Here is a 16,865-nt window from a genome sequence, read left to right on the forward strand (position 1 = left end):
TAGGCTTTAGACTGTAGTTATTATCGTGGACGCAAAGAGCGAATGAGGCCGCCGAGGACTTTGGACGTTTCTAGAGCGGATTGCCTTAGGGAATCATAGTCGAGTTGAGTGATGTAGTTGAGTCGGTGTGCTAAGGAAAGTTGGTAGTCGACCTCACGGGCTGAACCGAATGCCATGTCGAGAAACCGTAGATAGTCGCGTTCTGAAAGTCGTGCACAACCTTCGACGATGTTGGAGGTCATAGAAACCGCCGCACGCCGAATCTGACTTGTCAGGCCAAATCGTTCATCATCCGGAAACCGAGATGTCACTCGATAAACCTCGAGAGTCAACTCATCCGCCAAGTGAAACGCCTTCAACTTAGTATGGTCACTCATGCAAAGTCCTTCCTAAGGCCCATAGTCTACAGCCTAAAGCCTCAGATTTCGCTGACGCGAAATCTTTTTAGCCGCTCGTGGTCTAACTCCACTCCCAGACCAGGTCCTTGCGGGATCTCTAGGTAGCCTTCCGCGTCGAGGGTGAAGGGCTCGACGGTGAGTTCTTCGAGGTAGGCGCACGGCGTGAGGTATTCGACGTAGCGTGCGACGGGCATGGCAGCGGCCATTTGTAGGTCCGCTGCCAAGCCGATGGCGGTGTTCCAGCCGTGCGTGACGACTTGGATGTTGTGGTCGTAGGCGCACCAGGCGATCCGGCGGGTTTCGCTCAATCCGCCGTTTTTGGTCGAATCGGGTTGAATGATGTCGACCGCTCGCCGCTCGAGCCACGGCATGAAGGATTGCCGGCGCGTTAAGACCTCGCCACCGGCAATCGGCACGGGGGAAGTTCGCGTCAGTTCGATGTGCCCTTCAATGTCATCCGGCGGCAACGGTTCCTCGAACCAGACGATTCCATAGTCGGCCAACATCTTGGCTGTTTCGCGGGCCCAGTTCAGTCCGTGCGGCCAAAATTGCTCGCTGCCCCCCGCATCGACCATCAGCTCCACATTTTCGCCGACAGTCTCGCGGGCGGTACGGATCAGCAGTTCGTCGAATTTGCGATTGCGACGGCCAAACGGCCGCCAGCCGAGTTTGATCGCCTGGAACCCGCGTGCCACGGTCGACTCCAATTGGTCGCGGAGCACATCCGGCTCGTCAAACAACATCGAACCGTACGGTTTGATCCGCGTGCGATAATTGCCCCCTAATAGCCGCGAGACCGGTTGTCCGCAAGCTTTGCCCATGATGTCCCACAGAGCGATGTCCAGTCCTGAAATCGTGTGCTCGACCGCTCCTCCCCGTCCTTGCCAAAATGTCGCTTCCCGCAAGGTCTCGGTCACTCGTTCCGGCTCCACGGCCGCCTCCCCGTCGAGCAACGGCCAGAGTAGTTTCATCGCTCCCTGAACCAAACTTCCGGAGGTGAAACAACTTCCGACGCCCGTGATGCCCTCGTCGGTCTGTACCTCGATCAGCGTATTGAGGTCCTCTTCCGGCTCGTGCCCCTGCGGCCACCCCCCATCCACAGTTCCACCAATCAGCGGAATGACTTCGACTTTGACAATTTTCATAGCGTTAAGGATTCCTAAATGAGGCGTTTTTCAACTGTCGAACAACGAGGAATCAGGTTCAGCCGTAGGTCATGCTGTGCATGACGAATCTAAAGTGATTCAGCCCGATTCCAGCTCAGTCATGCACAGCATGACCTACCGGAACCAGGATAATGGACCGTCGCGGCGGGGGATATAGTTGACCGCTTGAAAGCCCGACCGTGGTGGCTATACTTTCCTGCAGGCCGTTTGGAGTGCTGTGATGCACTCCGGCGACCCTGCCACCGCTGCCTCTATCGCTCAAGACGGGCGGTGAACGCTAGTATTCGCGGGCGGCTGCCCGTGATTGTGAAAAAACGTCCCCTCCCGGTCTGTACGTACAGTCGGGACATGCGGCCGCGCCGGCCGCGTTTGAGAATCATAGACACTATTTAACCTTCAGGAGAGTACGTTACGATGACCGTTCAAGTCGGCCAACCCGCACCCGAGTTTTCTGTCCAAGCTTACGACCGCACCAAAGATGGCTCGGATGACCAATTCCAGGACATCAAACTGTCGGATTATAAAGGCAAGTGGGTCTGCTTGTTCTTCTATCCCCTGGACTTCACCTTCGTCTGCCCGACCGAAATCGTCGCTTTCAATAATGAATTGGGTGAATTCCAAGACCGCGACTGCGAAGTCTTGACCGCCAGCACAGACAGCGCCTTTTCGCACAAAGGTTGGTGCGACAGCCACGAAGATCTGGCCAAACTCAACTACTTGATGTTGGCTGATACCACGCATCAAATGTCGGAAGACTACGGCGTGCTGAAAGCCGATCAAGGCATCGCCTACCGCGGCGTGTTTCTGATCGATCCCAACGGCATCGTGCGGTGGTTGGCCATTCACGATCTGGGCGTTGGCCGGAACGTCGCCGAAGTGCTGCGTGTTTTGGACGCTCTTCAGACCGATAAGCTTTGCCCCTGCAATTGGAACAAAGGCGAATCGACTTTGAACTAACGCGATGAACGGTGGGCATCAGCTTGCCGGATACGTTGAAGTTGCATTGGAATCCAACAACCGGCGGCGCGGAGATGACCGGGCCGCCGGTTTTTCGTAGCTTAGCCACGACTAGGGGAGACTCGAATTCATGTCACTCGTCCAACCGTTACCCGAAGCGGACGCCGTCGATAAAACAGCGCAGACCTACGGCCGGATTAAGGAAATGTTCGGCAGCGATACGGTCCCCGAACCGTTTTTGACCTACGGAGGCGTACCGGCTTTCCTGCAGGACTTCTACATGAACTTCAAAAAGTTCGTGTGGACCGCTGGGAAGCTCGACGAAAAAACCAAAGCCATCATCGGCTTGGCGGTCAGCGTGACCAAGGGGAACGACGTCTGGACAAAGCGCATGCAAGAGCGGATTTTGTCGCTGGACGGAACCGAGCAGGAAGTGGCCGACGTGCTTGCCGTGGCTGCCACCTGTGGGATGTACAACATCTTCTTCAAGTTCCGCGACATTGCCGGCAGCGATATCTTCAACGGCATGTCGGTCGGACTCCGCGCGCACACGTTCGCCAATACGACGTTGGACGACTCGACGGTGGAATTGATCAACATCGCCATCAGCGACATGAACGGCTGCAAGCCGTGCACATCGGGCCATGTCGAGAAAGCCCGTCAACTGGGGCTCAATGACGAGCAGATTTTAGAAGCCGTGCAATGCGCCGCCACGATGGCCGCCGGCGCGGACTTTTTGAATTCCACTGCCCTCTAGCGAGTTCGAATTCGGCCTCAGAATGGGGTGCCACTGCTTCAGCGCTCGTTGCTAATGCCAGCTTCTAATTTTGTTGTTCGCGGCTCCACTCGGCGATGATGGGGGCCACTTCGCGCAGCACGCGTTGCATGTCTTGCACGACGCCTTCTTCCAATTCTTGGGTGGAGATCCCTTCACAGGCATCGACGCAAGCTTGGATTCGCCGCAGCATCTCCGCATCCTCTGCCTGTGTGGGCTGCGCGTCGACTTGCGGCGGCTGAGGCGTATCGCCAAGTGCGAAATGGGGCGAGACCAAAGGCTGCGTTGATTCGTTCATGCCGATGTCCTGATACTTTCAGCGAGTGTGGGTGGAGCGATGACCGTCGAGTGTTTCGTGGGCGGTTTTCTCAGCCCGTGGATTACCTTATCGGTACAAACCAACCGCAGTCCGCAGAAATTCTGCCGCTCTCCGCAGATTTACTGGCGAAATCCATTCCATTCGCCGAACGCCGACGCGACAGATCCCATCTCAATTATTTAGCGGATCATGGCGTCGCAATAATTGTCGCCTATGAACTCATCCAAATTCACAATGTCCGAAACGTTACCCTTGCAACAATTGAGAACTCAACGACAATCTCAAAACAGTACCCACGAATGGATACTGCCTGTCGTTACGCGACTCCGAGTAAGACCTATCGATTTCGGCGGCACGAATGGATTCCACACAAACACCACTCCGCCGCCCGCCAGCCACGCGGTATCAAGGGAGCAAATTCAAACTACTCCCGGAACTGAGCTGCCAGTTCGACAAACTGGATTTCACAACTGCGCTCGACGCCTTCGCCGGAACCGGTTCGGTCGCCTATCTACTCAAGAGCTTGGGCAAACAGGTCACCGCCAACGATTACCTGCGTTCCAATCAACTGTCATTGCGAGCATTGATTGAAAACCAGGGAACCTTTCTCGCCGACGACACGATCGACGCTCTCTTGCAACCCCAGCCGGGGCGTGACTATGACGATTTGATTCAACGGACGTTCGCGGGAATCTATTTTACCGACGAGGAAAATCGTTGGCTGGATGTCGTCGCCCAGAATCTTCCGCACATCGCCGACGATAACGAACGGGCGCTGGCGTATTACGCGTTGTTTCAGGCGGCGATTGCCAAGCGGCCGTATAACCTCTTTCATCGCCGAAACCTTTATATGCGCACCGCGCAAGTGCAGCGGAGCTTTGGGAACAAAGCCACCTGGGACAAACCGTTTGAGGACCATTTCCGCCGCCACGCTGCTGCCGCCAATGCCACGATCTTCGACAGCGGTGTCGCATGCCGCGCAACGTGCGAGGATGTCTTGGATGTGAACAGTCAATTCGACCTGGTCTACATCGATTCCCCCTACATCAACGGCCGCGGGACCGGCGTCGATTACCGTGACTTCTATCACTTTTTAGAAGGTCTGGTGGACTACAAGAATTGGGAGTCGCAAATCGACCACACGCGGAAACACCGTCCACTGACCCGAGCCCGCTCACCGTGGACCGACCCCCGCCAAATCCACACCGCCTTCGACAACCTCTTCGCCCGTTTCGCCGAGTCGATTCTGGTCGTCTCCTACCGTAGCGATGGAATCCCCAGTATCGACGAACTCACAACACTGCTGCAGCGTCACAAATCGCGCGTCGAACAAATCCCGTTAGGTCGCTACCAATACGCACTCTCAAAGAACAACCGCTCGCAAGAAGTATTACTAATCGGACGCTGATCCGGTCGATCGCGCCGATAGCGACGGCAAAGCCGTCGGTTTGGAAGCAAGTCCCCCCCCACACAATTTTTCCTGCCTACCGCCTACCGCCTACCGCCTACCGCCTACCGCCTACCGCCTACCGCCTACTGCCTACTGCCTACTGGCCACTGCCTACTGGCCACCGCCTACTGGCCACCGGCCACCGGCCACCGGCCACCGGCCACTCGTTTCCCCCAAATCCACCTCGCTTGTCGCGCATCGCCGGAACACCTATGATTTTCGCGAAACAGGCAATGCGGAAACGAGGACGAGGGGATCGATGGGATTTTTTGACAAATTCAAACAAGGGTTGGCCAAAACCAAGGCCCTGCTGACGACCGACGTCCGCGACTTGTTCAAAGCGGGCGAGATTTTGGGCGAGGAGCAGCTCGAACAGTTTCATGCCCGTTTGATTTCCACCGACATGGGTGTCGTCGCCGCGCAAGCGATAACCGACGAATTGCGGAAACAACACCTGGGCCGCACCGTTGATGTCGATGCCCTCTGGCTGACGGTCAAAGACACGCTCAAAGGCCTGCTGACCGGCGAAGACGACGTCGTATGGGATCCCGAGGATCCCCTTTCGCCCCTCAATCTGAGTCCCGAAGGGACGACGGTGATTCTGGTCGCCGGGGTCAACGGCGTGGGGAAAACGACCTCGATTGCTAAACTCGCCAATTTTCTGCAAAAACAGGGTAAGACCGTCCTGCTAGCCGCCGGAGATACCTTTCGAGCCGCCGCCGTCGAACAATTGACGATGTGGAGCGAGCGGCTGAACTGCGAGATTGTCACCAAACCGGACGGCACCGACCCGGCCGCTGTGGCCCATGCCGGTTGCTCCGCTGCGGTGGAAAAGGGAATCGATGTGGTAATCATCGACACCGCCGGTCGCTTGCAGACGCAGAAAAACTTGATGAACGAGCTGTCCAAAGTCGAGCGGGTGATTCAAAAAGTCATTCCCGAAGGCCCGCACGAAGTGTTGTTGGTCCTGGATGCAACGACCGGCCAAAACGGCATCAGCCAAGCCAAGAATTTCTCCGAAGCGGTCAAGTGCACGGGAATCGTATTGGCCAAACTGGACGGGACCGCCAAGGGGGGAGTCGTCGTCGCCATCCGCCGCGAAATGGGGCTGCCGGTCAAATACATCGGCGTTGGCGAACAAATCGACGACCTGCAACTCTTCGCCCCCGATGCATTCGTCGATGCGCTGATTGACGCATAGCAACGACGAGTCCTTAGAACCCAGCTTCAAAACCCGGTTGCGCTTGTTCTCGCAACGTGAAAATTAGTGGCAGCGGGATGCGTCAGAGGGTTTTGAAACGACTTGTAGAAATTACGCCAGAACCTCCCGCACCGCCCGCCCACCATGGGCAATTTCCACCGGTCGGCCGCCGCGATCATTGACCCGCATTTCCGGGTCGATCCCCAAGCATTCATAAATCGTGGCGCAAATGTCCGAGGTACTGACCGGCGCATCTTTAACGAAGGCTGCCTGTGCATCGGAAGCGCCGTACACCGTGCCGCCACGAATGCCGGCACCGGCCAGCATCACAGAATAACAATACGTCCAATGGTCGCGACCTGCGCGTCCGTTGATTTTCGGTGTACGTCCCATTTCACTCATCACCACCACCAGAGTTTCATCCAACAATCCGCGCGAATCCAAATCTTCCATCAGCGCCGAATAAGTCTGATCGAAGGTGGGGAGTTTATTTTCTTTGAGAATCGCGAAATTGTTTGTGTGCGTATCCCAGGCATCGTAATCGATTTTGATCCGATCCCAGAACAGGTCCCACGTCACATTAACGAAGCGAACCCCTTGTTCTACCAAGCGGCGGCCGATCAATGTGCTGTGTCCGAATAACGTCCGTCCATAGCGATCTAACGTGCGGGGGTCTTCGGTCATCACGTCAAATGCTGCTTTGAGACGCGACGAGGTCAGGATGTCGAACGCCCGTTGTTGATAGCGACCGAATTGGCCAGCATCTCCCCGCGACTCTTGCCGCCGCAATTGCGCATCGATTTGCTGCAGCAACCCCCGCCGCGCGCTGAGCCGGTCGATGGTGATATCCTTTTCAAGCACGCTATTCGGTAGCTCCGGTTTGCCGAGCACGGTTTGCGGCTTACCGGCGACCGGAGCGGGAATTGACTCGTCTCGAAATGGTTGGCATTCCGTTGTCAGAGCGTCAAATTGCTTACCAAGAAAGCCGCCATAAGGGCCGCCCCGCCGAAATGCCTGACCCCATCCGAGGTAGCAGGGCAAATACATGTAATCCGGAAACTCGCCCGGCGCCGCCGGACCGCGCTGTTGTTTCAGGTATTCGCAGACGGACCCCATGCTGGGCGGGTCGGTCGGATAAGGGTGTTGATCTTTGGGTGTCACTTCCCAACCGGTATAGCTGGGCAAACAGTTGTGGCAGCCCGCCTTATGGTTCACCGACCGTATGATTGCCATCCGGTGCATCCACTGCGACAGCTTGGGTAAATGCTCGCAGACATCGATGCCGGGCACGTTCGTGGGAATCGGTTGAAATTCCCCGCGAGTTTCTTGTGGAGCTTCCGGCTTGAGATCGACCATATCCTGCGTCGCCGCTCCGCCCAGCAGATACAGCAAGATGACGCTTTTGGCCTTCGCCGGACGGACCTGTCCTGCTTCGGTTGCCTGCAGCATTTGCGGCAGACCAATTCCGCCCAAAGCCGTCAATGCGCCGGCGGTTAGTGTCTCGCGACGGGTAAGGCCATCACAACAACGTCGCGGGCTTCCCAGCATGGTGATCATCGTCGCGTCTCCAGTCACAGACGTGTGGAACAATGCGACTTGCGATTCTAACCGAGGACTCAGTGACAATCCAACCTAATACCTCTGCGTCGAGGCCTTGGACGCGGAAACACAAAGGCGGCGTACAAACTCCCCTACGGCGCAAATTGTGGTTCTTCCGCACTCCCTTTCATTTGATGTCGCCGATAACTCCCCGCGATCAAACCTTGGCTGGGGCTGAATAAAAACGACAGCGTAAATAGCCCGCAAGCGACGCAGACCATGGCTCCCGCCGTCGAGGCGTCCAACCAAAACGCGAGATGCGTACCGAGTACGGCCGAGGTCACGCCGAACAGTGCAGACAGCAAAAGCATGACCGGCAGCCGTTTGGTCAATAAGTAAGCAGTTGCCGGTGGCGCGATCATCATCGCCACGACCAAAATCGCTCCCACAGCTGTGAAGGAACTGACGACGGTCAGCGACAGCATGCCCATCAATCCGTATTGCACCACGCGGGGACGCAACCCCAGCACAGCGGCCAATTGCGGGTCGAATGCCGCTGCCAACAGTTCTTTGTAAAACAGCACGATCATCAACATCACCGCCGCCGTCACAATCAAGAGTTGTACGACGGACACGGGAATCATGAATCCCGCCACTGCCATTTTATCAAACGATATTGTATCCAACTTGCCGAACAGCACGCAGTCGGCATCGATATGGGCGTGCGTGGCCATTGTACTCAGCAGAATCACCCCCAGGGCGAACAGCGAGGAAAACACAATCCCAATAGCCGCATCCTGTTTCACGCGGCTATGCCGATGGATGAATTCGATCAAGACAGCCGTCAGAATTCCCGTTACCGCGGCACCGACAAACATCGCCGGTCCGCTGAATTGCCCCGTAAGCAAAAATGCCACCACAATGCCCAGCAGAACGGTATGGCTAATCGCATCGCCAATCAGTGCCAATCCCTGCACGATCAAAAAACAGCCCAACAATCCACAGGCAATCGCCACCAAGCAGGCCGCCGCAATCGTCCAAGCCGTCCCCACCGCAATATCCGGCGACGCCCACAGTCCGACGACGTGGTCCTGAAAATCAAACGGCGGTATGAGTGAAGAAACGTTCATTGCTGTATGGTCATTTACGATTCCGTTGGACAGATTCGGTGCGGGTCTCGGAATCCCGCGTATTCAGTCTGTAGGCTGTAGACCTTAGACTGTTGGATTGGCGACGGCTGGCTGTTTGCTAGTGCATACCGAACGAGCCCCCCCTTTTTCTAGCCACTGGCCACCGGCCACTTCTTCCCCCGTACTAATGCACGCCATTCAACTGCCCCTCCAACTGTCGTTTCAAATCCACACCGAGCACCTGTTCGATGTCGTCTGTATCGGGGTCAAACGGGACGTCGGCGATTGTTCCTTCCTGCGCCAAGAACAACTCCCATAACTTTGCATTGCGATCTAACATCTCAGCGTATTCCCGGCCGATCGTGGTCAATTGCAATCCGCCTGCATCGGTTTTCACGAGCCCATCGCCGCGTAATAAATTGACCGCCTTGCGGACTTGAGAGTCTGAGGTATGCATCTCTTGCGCCAATTTCTCGATGCTTTGCGCCTGCGAGGAAGTACCGACATGCAATAAGCGGACGAGTTGATCGGCCAGTGTCTGTCGTTGGCGGCGGTGCCGACGATGCAATCGCGTGAGCAAACCCTGCTGTGGGCTGAAGAAAAATGCGGCGACGAAAAACAACGTCAAGACCGCTACGATAAACGGACCGGTCGGTAAATGACTCTCCAGAAAACTAATATTGGCCCCCGCGACACCGGCCACCGCGCCGAACATGACGGACAACAGGATCATGACTTTCAAACGATCGGTGAGTAAATACGCAGTCGCCGCCGGGGTGATTAACATCGCCGACAGCAAAACAATTCCTACCGCTTGGATCGATATCACAATCGCAATCGCGACCAGCATCATTAACAGATAGTGAATCGCCCGCGCCGGAATTCCGCAGGCAGCGGCGAACTCTTCGTCAAAGCTGGTGGCCGCCAGTTCCTTATAGGCCAACAACACGACCACAAGCACGATCCCGGCGAGCACAGCCATGATCTTCAGTTCTTCCGTCGAGATGGCGCTGGCTTGGCCGAACAAGAATCGATTTAACCCGCTCTGATTTCCCGAGGAAGAATTCTGCAATCGCGTAAGCATCACCACGCCCAATCCATAAAAGCCCGAGAGGACCAACCCCATCACGGCGTCTTGTTTGAGTCGCGTCCGCCGTTGAATGAGCGCAATCACGCCGGCGGCCAACATGGCGGAGAGAGCGGCACCAGTGAAAATCCAGCGAATGTCTTTGGTCATCGTCACCAAAAATCCGGCGCAGATCCCCGGGAGCACGGCATGTCCCAAGCTGTCCCCCAATAGTGACAACCGCCGCAACACAACGAAACTTCCCAACAAGCCGCAGGTCATCCCCAACAACAACGTGCCCAGGATCGCCGTACGCACGGACGGATCTTCCAGCGACCAAAAGCGGCGCATTTGCGTGCCAAAGTCGGACGCCGCCACCACGCCGCCCAGCGAAGCTGCGAGGGAGAATGCGGTGTTCATGTCTCGCCGCCTACGGTATCGGGCATGACGGTTAATCGTCCGCCATAGGTCGCGCGGAGATTTTCTGTTGTGAAGACGTCTTTAGTCGGCCCATAGGCAACGACGCGACGGTTCAGCAAGAGGATCTCGTCGAAATACTCGGTCGCTGTTTGCAGGTCATGGTGAATGACGAGTATCGTGCGGCCGTTGTCGCGGAGCTTGCGTAGCAAATCAATGATCGCCGATTCAGTCACCGCATCCACCCCTGCAAACGGTTCGTCCATGAGATAGATCATGGCTTCCTGCGCCAAAGCGCGAGCCAAAAAGACCCGTTGCTGCTGTCCGCCCGACAGGTTGGCGATTTGACGGTGCGCGAACGGCAACATCTGCACCTGCTGCAAGCACTGCTCGCACAATTCGCGTTGCCGACGTCCCGGACGCCGGAACAAACCCAGGCGGCCGTAGGTGCCCATCATCACCACATCGTGCACCGTGACCGGAAAATCCCAGTCGACCGATTCGCGTTGCGGCACATAACCGATCGCGCCCGGCTGTTTTTGTAACGGACCGCCATTGATGAGCACCGTTCCCGCTTGCTGCGGCAGCAAACCCATGATCGCTTTGATCAACGTCGTTTTCCCCGCACCATTGGGGCCAACGATCCCCACAATCCGGCCCGCCTCCACGTCCAGGTTCACGTTCCACAACACCGCTTTACGATCGTAGCTGACGGTTAGGTCCCGAACCTCAAGTGGCAGCGGAGACGCCTCCGGCACAGGGGAATTCCCGGACGCCTTGTCCTGCGCAGGTAGGGCGTCGGAATCTACCGGCGGATTGGCGCGGGGTTGTGTCATCGCGTGCATCAAACTTTCGACCGGAGACATCGGAATCAATGGCCTTTCGTTAGGAATATCGATCCGTAACGAGGATGACCCCATCCAAGTCATTTCACGCTGACGGAAGGAGTCTTCAGGCCGTCGACCACACTGTTGGTGTTTGCCTGAATCATACCGACATACGTGTCCGCACCGGAACCGACACCCCCTAAAGCATCGGAATATAATTCCGGCCCCAATTTGGCTCCGCTGTCGTGGGCCACGCGGTTGATCGCTGCCTGTGGCACGCTGGTCTCGGGAAAGATTGCCCCGATTTTGTGTGTTTTGATCAAATCGACAGCGTCGGTGATTGCCTTCAGCCCCGCTTCGCTCTCGGTGCTGATCCCTTGAATCCCCACCACCTGAAATCCGTACGCGCGACCGTAGTAGTGAAACGCATCGTGACTGGTGATCAACCAACGTTGTTCAGGGGGAATCTCTGCGACGCGCTGTTTACAAAACGCGTCTAACTCGTCCAGTTCGGCCACGTACGCGGCCGCTCGCTCGCGATACGCGGATGCGTATTCGGGATCCTGAGCAATCAACGTCTCCAGCATTGTTTGCACGCATTGTTTCCATAATTTTGGATCATGCCAGACGTGCGGATCGTGCAAGCCGCCTTCCCAGGAGAGCAATTCGCTTTCGGGGATGTCGCGTGAAACCGCGACAGCCGTGCGCCCTTGCTTTGCGATCGACTCAAACGTGTCGACCATTTTCCCCTCCAGGTGCAGTCCCTGATACAAGATCACGTCGGCCGATTGCAGTTTGATGCGATCCTTGGCCGTCGGCTGATACAGGTGCGGATCCACTCCCGGCCCCATCAGCCATTCGACTTGGACCTCCTCGCCAGCGATCCGCTGAGCAGCGTCGGCGATCATGAGCGTCGTCGCTAGGATTTTGTATTTCGGCGCCGACTTCCCTCCCGCGACCTCGCTGGTTTTCGCATCGGACGAACAGCCCGATAGCCCCCCGGCCAGCAGAAGCATCAATGACCAGCTGCACAATGCAGTTGTGGAGATTGTTCGCAGGCGATTCAGCAAATTCCTGGTTGAATTACTGTGGAGAGACATAGTTGGTACAGTCCGGTGACATGGCCACCCAATACAGGGGTCATGCGGAAAATCGCAAAATTCGGCGCGCGTCTCAGCCGCGATTGTTCCGCTAAAGAGAATGTTTGGTTAACGGGCGAATTGGCAGGCGGAGAAAAACACCCACCCCCTCAATTGCCGACCGATGCGAATAGCAAAGGGGCGAATCTCCGCATACAATCGGTAAGACGAAACGCAGGCGTCCGCTGAGAATTTGCACCCGGTTCAATATATTTTCTCATCGACCACGAACAAAGTCAATATCGACGCAAACTAATTTTTTGATTAACCAAAATCACGGATCGGCCCTATGCCCAGTTTGACTGTCGAAAACTATCTCAAAACCGTCCTGCAAATCTGCATCGAAGCCGATTCGGAATGGGCGTCGACCGGTCAAATCGCCACCGCGCTGAACGTCTCGCCCGGCACAGTGACCAGCATGCTCAAGACGCTATCCGACAGCAGTTTGGCAAACTATAAACCGTATTCCGGCGTCAAGCTGACCAAGCAGGGCCGGATGTTGGCCGTGCGGATGTTGCGGCGACATCGATTATTGGAATTGTTTCTGGTCCGCACCTTGGAGTTGACCTGGGATCAGGTCCATGACGAAGCCGAGCGGATGGAACATGCCGTGAGCGACGAATTGATTGATCGTATCGACGAATACTTGGAGAGACCGCAGGTCGACCCGCACGGCGATCCGATTCCCTCTGCCGATGGGACTTTGACCGGGGAGGACTGCGGTCTGCCGTTGTCTGATAGCGACACGGGTGACACAGTTCGTATTATCCGTGTCCGTAACCAGCAACCGGAGTTTCTCAGGTACCTCGCCGATAACGGAATGGCACTGGGCGCTGTTGGCACGGTGCAGGAAAACAGCGACGCGGGTGACATTGTCGCAGTACAAATGCAGGAAAAACTGGTCACATTGGGCCAAGCGGCCGCCGAGATGTTATATGTGGAACGCGTGAGCGACGAATGATCGTGGGCCGTATTAAAAAGCGTTCACAAACCCGCACCGAGAACCAGTTCAAAACCCGCTTACACTTATTCCGGAAACTTGCAGATCAGTGTCAACGGGATGCGTCCAACGGTTTTTGAAACGACGACTCAACAGAAAATCACAATCGAAATCGAGCGGCTGACGGATTCGACAGAAAGCAACGTATGACTCCTTTGAAAATTGGCATGATTGGATTGGGCACCGTGGGCGGGGGCGTCGCCAAGATCCTCACCCAGCACCCCGACCGCATTGAACGCCGCGCGCAACGTCCGATTGTTCTACAGCGGGTCGCGGTCCGCGATCTGACGAAAAAACGCGACGTGGATTTGCCCGCCGAAATCTTGACCGATCGAGTTCAGGATGTCATTGACGATCCGGAAATCGACGTGGCTGTGCAATTGATTGGGGGAACCGGAGAGGCACGTGAAATCATGTTGGCCCTGCTCACCGCAGGAAAAGACGTCGTCACCGCCAACAAGGCGCTGTTGTGCGAACATGGCGACGAGTTGTTCACCCGCGCCCGGGAATTAGGACGGTCGATCGCCTTCGAGGCTTCCGTCGCTGGTGGCATCCCGATTATTGCCGCGTTTGGCAGCGCGCTGGCCGGGAATCAAATCACCTCGCTCTCGGGCATCCTCAATGGGACGAGTAATTTCATCCTCACCGAGATGGCCGATAAGAATCAGACCTATGAACAGGCTTTGCGACGGGCGCAAGAATTGGGCTACGCCGAAGCGGACCCTGCGATGGATGTCGACGGTACCGATGCCGCACAAAAACTCGTGCTCCTTAGCCAATTGGCCTTTGGTGTCCGTGCCGCCGTCGCAGAGTTTCCTTGCAGCGGAATCGATACACTGACGTTGGAAGATTTGAAATGCGCCGCCGAACTTGGCTACATGGTGAAGCTACTCGCGGTCGCGCGGCTGGTGGATAACCTACTGGAGATGCATGTCTCGCCGACGTTGGTCCGTAATAATTTGCCGATGGCAGATGTGCAAGGCGTCTTTAACGCTGTGAAAGTCACCGGCGATGTCGTCGGGGAAACTTGGTTCTCCGGGCAAGGCGCCGGGCAGCTTCCCACCGCCTCCGCGGTTCTAGCCGATATTGTCGACATGGCAGTCGGCCGGTCACAACTGACCTTTCCCACGCTGGACCTCTTCGGCGGGCGGACGACGTTTCGTGTCCAACCGACGGACAAAATCCTCAGCAAGTTTTATCTACGCTTTAACGCTCTGGATCGTCCCCACGTGTTGGCAGACATCACCGATATTCTGGGCCGTCACGAAATCAGCATCGCTTCGGTAGTCCAGCATGAGAGCCCGGAAGTGGAATCCAGTAAGAACTCCGTTGTCCCGGTATTCATCATGACACACCGCGCAACCGAGGGCCAAATGCGCGCCGCTGAAGCGGAGTTGAACCAACTCAAGTCGCTACTATCCCCCTGCATACGCATGCGCGTCGCCGAATAGCGGAGAACGTTCAGCGCAGGGCCGCCCCCCTTCTAGGCAACAAAAACAGCGGGCGGCGCGATGGCCACCCGCTGTTCACACACACACAACACAACACTTGTCTCGTACCGGGCTTTGGGCAGGGATGGGTGGGCGGTTTTGTGCTCGTTATTTCTCTCGACACTCTTGCCAGCGTAACCCACCGCGATTTGTTACAAAGAAATCGGAAAACTTTTTCAAAATCCGCTAAAAACGTGACTCGCGGCATCACAAATCCAGCGGCAGCGTGTTCTGGGACATTTCTTGAATTGCCGACCGCGGCGGTTTAGGGTGGTTCTCTGCACCACCCAACATGCCATTTACTGCTGGATGAGAAACGAGCAACCCATGTCCGAAGCTCTCAACGTCACGCCTGGTCCGCCACAATCGGCTCCGCCCATGTTGTTGTCCGGCAATCCGTTATCGTGGATCAAGGTTTTTGGACCGGGCGCGATCATTGCCTCGTTGACCATTGGAACTGGCGAGCTGATTTTCTCCACCCGCGGCGGCGCGCTGTTCGGCTACAACATCCTGTTTCTGTTCGTGGTGATTTCCATTCTCAAGTGGGGACTCGTGCTCGGAACAGCCCGGCACATGGTACTCACCGGTGTGCATCCCTTTCAGCGGATGATGGACCTTCCCGGTCCCCGCGGTTGGGCACCGATGGCTTTCTTTATTTTGGCTGCCGTCTGCATTCCCATCTGGGTCAGCTTTCATAGCGGCGTGTTGGGCAACTTGACCTCTTGGGTTTCAGGAACCGAAGCGATGTTTAACGGCGGCGCCGATTTCGTTTGGGGAGCGGCCATTCTCTCCGGACTGTTGCTGTTGTCCGCCACTGAGGGATATACGGTGCTCGAACGCGTGCAATTGGCGATCGTCGCCGCCTTGATCATCTGTGCTGGGATCTCCTTAGTCCTCTACAGCCCCGACTGGTGGGCGCTGCTCAAAGGGGCGGTCATTCCGTCGGCTTACGAATATCCCAACTGGATTGGTGAGTACCCCAAAATCGCCACGCAACCTGTCTGGGTCGAGACGACGCGCTATGTCGGCGTCATCGGCGGAGCGGGCTATGACTATCTAGCCTATACTTCGTTTCTACGAGAAAAACGGTGGGGCAACGCCGGGACTGCTCCCGCTACGCGGCAGAGGTTGGAAACAATCGCCGCCGATCCCAACCACGCCGTCCGCCGCTGGTTGCGGGCGCCGTATATCGACTGTTCGATCAGTTTCATCATCGTGATTGCATTCAGCGCGGTGTTCGTGGCTTCGGGCACAATTATCCTCGCTCCCGAACACAAGATCCCCGACGAAAAGAACTTGCTGAACCTGCAGGCGGAATTCGTCGTCGGCCTCAGTCCTGTCCTTTTACCGTTGTACGTGGCCGGGGCGTTTTTGACGATGCTCGGTACGCTGTACGGTACATTGGAAGTCGCCCATACGGTCCTCAACGAGATGGCTCGTAGCGTCAACGATGCTTGGGCAGTGCAGCATCAGCGGCGATTGAAATCCTACACGGTGGCTTGGTGCGCTCTGATTGCCTATGGCGTGTTGACATGGCAATATTTTTATACCACCAGCGGCGGAGCCGATAAACCGCGGGCATTGTTGGTGGTGATGACACCAGCCAACCTCTTTACCGGTGTGTTGCTGTGCGGACTGTTGTGCCTACTTAATCCCTGGATGGACCACCGCTTTTTGCCGCGCATGCTACGGATGCCAACCTGGCTGTGGCTGTTGAATCTGTTTGCGGCGGTGGTGTTTTTGGCGCTGGGAGTCAAAGGGTACTGGGACCACGATTCTCGCTGGATTGCGCTGGGCGGGTTGTGCTTGGTGGTCGTGGTGGCCTGGGGATTGGCGTTTATGCTACGGGGACGGCTGCGCGGGACTAGGGCGGATGGAGACTAGATCAGGAATCCTGTTCAACAAAACTCAGACTCGGCGAGTCGTTCTTTGTGTCTAGCGAAGCGGAGCTTCGTGAAGGGGCGTTCCCAAATGGAGTTTGGGAACGAGAA

The 16,865-nt window shown here is 56.4% G+C and carries 15 protein-coding genes; 7 read left to right on the forward strand and 8 right to left on the reverse strand.

The genetic code is table 11. The features are described from left to right. Window positions 1-20: 20 nt before the first annotated feature. Entirely contained in the window at window positions 21-377 is a 357-nt protein-coding gene (locus tag CA54_RS05565; RefSeq protein WP_146369842.1) for a four helix bundle protein, read from the reverse strand. Window positions 378-418: 41 nt separating this feature from the next. Continuing rightward, window positions 419-1,543: a mandelate racemase/muconate lactonizing enzyme family protein gene (locus CA54_RS05570; protein WP_146369843.1), complete on the reverse strand. Its 1,125-nt coding sequence runs from the start codon at window positions 1,541-1,543 to the stop codon at window positions 419-421. 435 nt (window positions 1,544-1,978) lie between these two features. Here CA54_RS05570 and CA54_RS05575 point away from each other — a divergent pair, with 435 nt between their 5' ends. Together CA54_RS05575 and CA54_RS05580 are read left to right on the forward strand one after the other, a co-directional pair. Next, on the forward strand, window positions 1,979-2,521 hold the full coding sequence (locus CA54_RS05575) for a peroxiredoxin (RefSeq protein WP_146369844.1): 543 nt from the start codon (window positions 1,979-1,981) through the stop codon (window positions 2,519-2,521). A 130-nt stretch (window positions 2,522-2,651) separates the two neighbouring features. Then, complete coding sequence (locus CA54_RS05580; RefSeq protein ID WP_146369845.1) at window positions 2,652-3,278, forward strand: carboxymuconolactone decarboxylase family protein; 627 nt, start codon at window positions 2,652-2,654, stop codon at window positions 3,276-3,278. Between the two features lie 64 nt (window positions 3,279-3,342). On the opposite strand, the gene CA54_RS05585 is transcribed toward CA54_RS05580, so the two are convergent. Continuing rightward, a complete protein-coding gene (locus CA54_RS05585; RefSeq protein ID WP_146369846.1) occupies window positions 3,343-3,594 on the reverse strand; it encodes a hypothetical protein in 252 nt (83 codons plus the stop codon). 379 nt (window positions 3,595-3,973) lie between these two features. On the opposite strand from CA54_RS05585, the gene CA54_RS05590 reads away from it, so the two are divergent. Both CA54_RS05590 and ftsY read left to right on the forward strand, forming a co-directional pair. Then, window positions 3,974-5,023: a DNA adenine methylase gene (locus CA54_RS05590; protein WP_146369847.1), complete on the forward strand. Its 1,050-nt coding sequence runs from the start codon at window positions 3,974-3,976 to the stop codon at window positions 5,021-5,023. Window positions 5,024-5,324: 301 nt separating this feature from the next. After that, the gene (ftsY, locus tag CA54_RS05595) at window positions 5,325-6,266 is read left to right on the forward strand and encodes a signal recognition particle-docking protein FtsY (RefSeq protein WP_146369848.1); all 942 of its coding nucleotides are present in this window, start codon (window positions 5,325-5,327) and stop codon (window positions 6,264-6,266) included. Window positions 6,267-6,377: 111 nt separating this feature from the next. Here the strand turns inward: ftsY and CA54_RS05600 are convergent, their stop codons facing one another. The 5 genes from CA54_RS05600 to CA54_RS05620 form a co-directional block, all read right to left on the reverse strand. Beyond that, a complete protein-coding gene (locus CA54_RS05600; protein ID WP_146369849.1) occupies window positions 6,378-7,823 on the reverse strand; it encodes a DUF1501 domain-containing protein in 1,446 nt (481 codons plus the stop codon). Between the two features lie 134 nt (window positions 7,824-7,957). After that, window positions 7,958-8,935 (reverse strand): metal ABC transporter permease, encoded by a 978-nt coding sequence (locus CA54_RS05605; RefSeq protein WP_146369850.1) that lies wholly within the window; start codon window positions 8,933-8,935, stop codon window positions 7,958-7,960. A gap of 184 nt (window positions 8,936-9,119) precedes the next feature. Further along, complete coding sequence (locus CA54_RS05610; protein ID WP_146369851.1) at window positions 9,120-10,421, reverse strand: metal ABC transporter permease; 1,302 nt, start codon at window positions 10,419-10,421, stop codon at window positions 9,120-9,122. Beyond that, the gene (locus CA54_RS05615) at window positions 10,418-11,284 is read right to left on the reverse strand and encodes a metal ABC transporter ATP-binding protein (RefSeq protein ID WP_231962973.1); all 867 of its coding nucleotides are present in this window, start codon (window positions 11,282-11,284) and stop codon (window positions 10,418-10,420) included. The genes CA54_RS05610 and CA54_RS05615 overlap by 4 nt, the downstream gene beginning before the upstream one ends. Before the next feature lie 59 nt (window positions 11,285-11,343). Continuing rightward, complete coding sequence (locus CA54_RS05620; RefSeq protein ID WP_197532221.1) at window positions 11,344-12,261, reverse strand: metal ABC transporter solute-binding protein, Zn/Mn family; 918 nt, start codon at window positions 12,259-12,261, stop codon at window positions 11,344-11,346. Window positions 12,262-12,673: 412 nt separating this feature from the next. On the opposite strand from CA54_RS05620, the gene CA54_RS05625 reads away from it, so the two are divergent. From CA54_RS05625 to CA54_RS05635, 3 genes are all read left to right on the forward strand, one after another. Beyond that, window positions 12,674-13,345 (forward strand): metal-dependent transcriptional regulator, encoded by a 672-nt coding sequence (locus CA54_RS05625; RefSeq protein ID WP_146369853.1) that lies wholly within the window; start codon window positions 12,674-12,676, stop codon window positions 13,343-13,345. Window positions 13,346-13,530: 185 nt separating this feature from the next. Beyond that, window positions 13,531-14,835: a homoserine dehydrogenase gene (locus CA54_RS05630; RefSeq protein ID WP_146369854.1), complete on the forward strand. Its 1,305-nt coding sequence runs from the start codon at window positions 13,531-13,533 to the stop codon at window positions 14,833-14,835. A 366-nt stretch (window positions 14,836-15,201) separates the two neighbouring features. Beyond that, entirely contained in the window at window positions 15,202-16,758 is a 1,557-nt protein-coding gene (locus CA54_RS05635; protein WP_146369855.1) for an Nramp family divalent metal transporter, read from the forward strand. The last annotated feature ends 107 nt before the right edge of the window (window positions 16,759-16,865 follow it).

This window comes from Symmachiella macrocystis, assembly GCF_007860075.1.
In the GTDB taxonomy this organism is placed as follows: domain Bacteria; phylum Planctomycetota; class Planctomycetia; order Planctomycetales; family Planctomycetaceae; genus Symmachiella; species Symmachiella macrocystis.